Annotated in this window: 4 protein-coding genes; 3 read left to right on the top strand and 1 reads right to left on the bottom strand. The window is 41.9% G+C overall.

What is annotated here, in order from left to right:
* The first annotated feature begins 39 nt into the window (after positions 1-39).
* On the top strand, positions 40-663 hold the full coding sequence (locus tag AB4496_RS17545) for a cytochrome b/b6 domain-containing protein (RefSeq protein WP_102258555.1): 624 nt from the start codon (positions 40-42) through the stop codon (positions 661-663).
* 86 nt (positions 664-749) lie between these two features.
* Here AB4496_RS17545 and AB4496_RS17540 read toward each other — a convergent pair whose 3' ends face one another.
* Complete coding sequence (locus AB4496_RS17540; RefSeq protein WP_102258556.1) at positions 750-1,466, bottom strand: DUF1826 domain-containing protein; 717 nt, start codon at positions 1,464-1,466, stop codon at positions 750-752.
* A 435-nt stretch (positions 1,467-1,901) separates the two neighbouring features.
* Here AB4496_RS17540 and AB4496_RS17535 point away from each other — a divergent pair, with 435 nt between their 5' ends.
* Both AB4496_RS17535 and AB4496_RS17530 read left to right on the top strand, forming a co-directional pair.
* A complete protein-coding gene (locus tag AB4496_RS17535) occupies positions 1,902-2,597 on the top strand; it encodes a VC0807 family protein (RefSeq protein WP_017096977.1) in 696 nt (231 codons plus the stop codon).
* 392 nt (positions 2,598-2,989) lie between these two features.
* Positions 2,990-3,221 (top strand): HU family DNA-binding protein (locus tag AB4496_RS17530; protein WP_372131491.1); only part of this gene is annotated, 232 nt, incomplete at its 3' end.

The raw sequence follows: 3,221 nt of genomic DNA, 5'->3' as shown, positions 1-3,221 counted from the left end.
GCGAACAGAGATTAAATAAACAAAAGAGAGAGTGAAACTATGAAGATTTGGGATCTATCAACTCGCCTATACCATTGGACGCAAGCGGCGCTTTTCATGGGGTTAATGGCATCGGGCATTTCAGGTAATGGACCCCACGTTCAACTTGGGCTAGCACTTATGACATTAATCGTTTGGCGATTGGTCTGGGGTTGGGTGGGTAGCGAAACGAGCCGGTTCAGACAGTTTTTACGATCACCTAAGTCAGTAGTTCGTTATTTATTAGGAAAAGAAAAAGAAAAGCCAGGCCATAATCCTGCTGGCGGTTGGATGGTTGTTACACTGTTATCAGCTTTAACTATTCAGTGTGTTTCTGGTTTAGCCTTAGCAGGGCTTCTTGATCACTTACCCTATGCAAATATCTGGTTGAATGACTCCGTATTTTCACTATTAGAAAACATTCACCTCACTATGATAAAAGTACTTCCAACTCTGATTGCGGTACACGTCCTTGCCGTTTTGTTCTATAAATTACGCTCAAAACCATTAACTTGGGCAATGGTCACTGGCTTCCAAACAAAAATCGAACTTAATGGCAGTGTTGCGTTTGTTTCTCAATGGCGTGCGTTAGGCGTACTAGCTTTAGCGGCGCTGCTCATCATTATGCTGACAGTGTTGGCGTAAATTAATAGGTTTGACGAGTATAAAACCGGATGTACAAAAGGGGTAAGCCGACGACTTCTAAAAATCGTCTCGCGAATAGAGCGCGACTAACCAAAATCTAACGTCAGCAACAATCGCGTCTCGTTAAATGAAGTTACGGGTGAGCAATGCACCAGACCCGCGTTTTCGTTGCCACTCCATCGCTCCCCTTTAAGCAATGCCACATCACCACTCGAAAGTTGCTCGATATCCGACTCATGACTGTACAAGCCTGACTCTGAATCTGGCTTTCCGTTACTCCCTCTTCCTAGCTTCGTACGGTCGACCAAGTCGTTTGGCAGCCATTGAGTGGCAACACCATGATAGGTAGTCACTAAACGGCAAGGGACTTGGTCAACATGGAAGCGTGGACACATCGCTTTATTCAGAACCGCTAAACGGAGCCCTACTTCTTCAAGATCAAACAAACAACAGAACATATCCACCAGCTCTACCATGTTTTCTAGTAGTGCTTTAGATGCGGTTTCGTCGGTAGCAAACTCCAATTTCTCATAGGCGTTGTCTGGAGACAGGCTCATAGATTTACTGAAGTTTGGATTCAAGGCGATAAATTCACTGATTGCCATTGTTAAATCTTCATCAAATGTACGCTGCCAAATCGCAATATTGACATTGCTTTGATAGATGTCTGCCAGCACCGTTGGCTGCTCAGAAGCGCTATAGCATGGAGCATGATTCGCATGAACCTTGATACTTGCAGCAGAACCAATGTTAAGTGGCTGATTATTATCGGTTGTCACAGGTTTCGTTAACACGGCATTCATTACGTCATCTCCTTGATACATGCTTGTTGTTTTCCTCTTACCGATACGAACGTTATTCTCAGTAAGAGTGATATTTTAGTTATGTTATAACATAACTAAAATATCACAAGCAACTTGCCGTACATGTTTCCAATTATATGGATATGCCTTTGCAGCCTTAGGTAACTTGATGAATGTGGATCACTGCAGAAAAACGCGAAAGCTTAGCTATGGCGTTCATATAAATTGACTCACCAAACAACTGCTTTCACATCATAAGCCCCAAGTTGGTCGAGAACTCAGACACGAAAGTGTTGAATTACGCGTTCTATAAGTTCAGAGATGTCGTTGATGTCACATGTCGTTACACAGCATGACGTCTTAAGGCTTTACATCTTGAGCGAGGTAAACAACAATCCCTGAGAATAAATCCATAACATAATGTATTTAGAAATTATGAGCAGCACAGAAAACAAAAAATCGAGTCCTCTTTTCGAAGTCGTATTTAACGTCTTTCTTCCTTCATTCATCTTAATGAAGTTCAGTGGAGAGGAACACCTAGGAACTGGCTTAGCACTACTTGTCGCGCTTGCCTTCCCTATTGCTTACGGTGGTATGGAGTTAGTCCGCAACAAGAAGTTTAACTTCATCGCGGCACTTGGCTTTGTCAGCGTATTATTAACCGGCGGTATCGGCTTCTTCGAACTTGATACTCGTTGGTTAGCATTAAAAGAAGCATTAATACCCGGCCTAATTGGTTTAGCGGTTCTTGGCTCAACCTTCACTCGCTACCCGTTTATCCAAAAAGTTATCTTCACGCCTGCACTGTTAAACATATCTCTAATCGAAGAGCGTTTAAGAGAGTTTGGTAACCAAGCAGAGTTTAATCGTTGCCTAATGAAGTCAAACTACCTATTCGCTAGTACCTTCGCATTTTCTTCTGCGATGAACTACTTTCTAGCGACTTGGATTGTGACTAGCCCAGCAGGTACTGCAGCTTTTAATGAAGAATTGGGTAAGTTGACACTTTACAGCTACCCGGCCATCGCTATACCAAGTATGTTGATGATGTTAGGTATCTTCTACTACATTTGGCGCCAAGTTCGCTCGATGACTTCGCTAAAAACGGAACAGATCTTTATTACTAAATAATTTTCGTTGCGTTAGCTCCGAGTACAAAACCGCTTCAAATACTCGATTGCTTTAAAAAACAGATTGCTTCAAAAAAGCATGAGCCCAGCACACACGCTGGGCTTTTTTGTCTGTTCTACATACAGCAAAATATTAACTTTCAATTGATATCATGAATTAATTTAAACAAAACGATGTTCATTTTCATGACTCACTGTCCATAACTGGCCGAAAACAAGTAATAGTCAATGATTTGCATTGAATGAGGCGTGATATGTTTTTATAATCAACTTCGTTTGTTACTTTACAAAGTTCAATCCTAGCAATGACATAACTTCAGTTCATATTGGTCATATTTAACCAATAGTTTGCAAAAACCAAACGCCAGACGAACTCGACAAGGAATTTAAAACATGAACAAATCTCAATTAGTTGAACACATCGCAACTTCTGCTGACATCTCAAAAGAGCAAGCAGGCACAGCACTCAATGCACTCGTTGAAGGCATCTCGACTACGCTTGCTAATGGCGACGATGTATCTATCCTTGGATTTGGTAGCTTTAAAGTGAATAGCCGCGCTGCTCGCACTGGTCGCAATCCAAGAACTGGAGAAGAGATTCAAATCTCAGCGTCAAAAACACCAG

Source organism: Vibrio sp. 10N.222.46.A1, assembly GCF_041473595.1.
GTDB lineage: Bacteria > Pseudomonadota > Gammaproteobacteria > Enterobacterales > Vibrionaceae > Vibrio > Vibrio tasmaniensis_A.
This window is presented reverse-complemented; position numbering and strand designations above follow the sequence as displayed.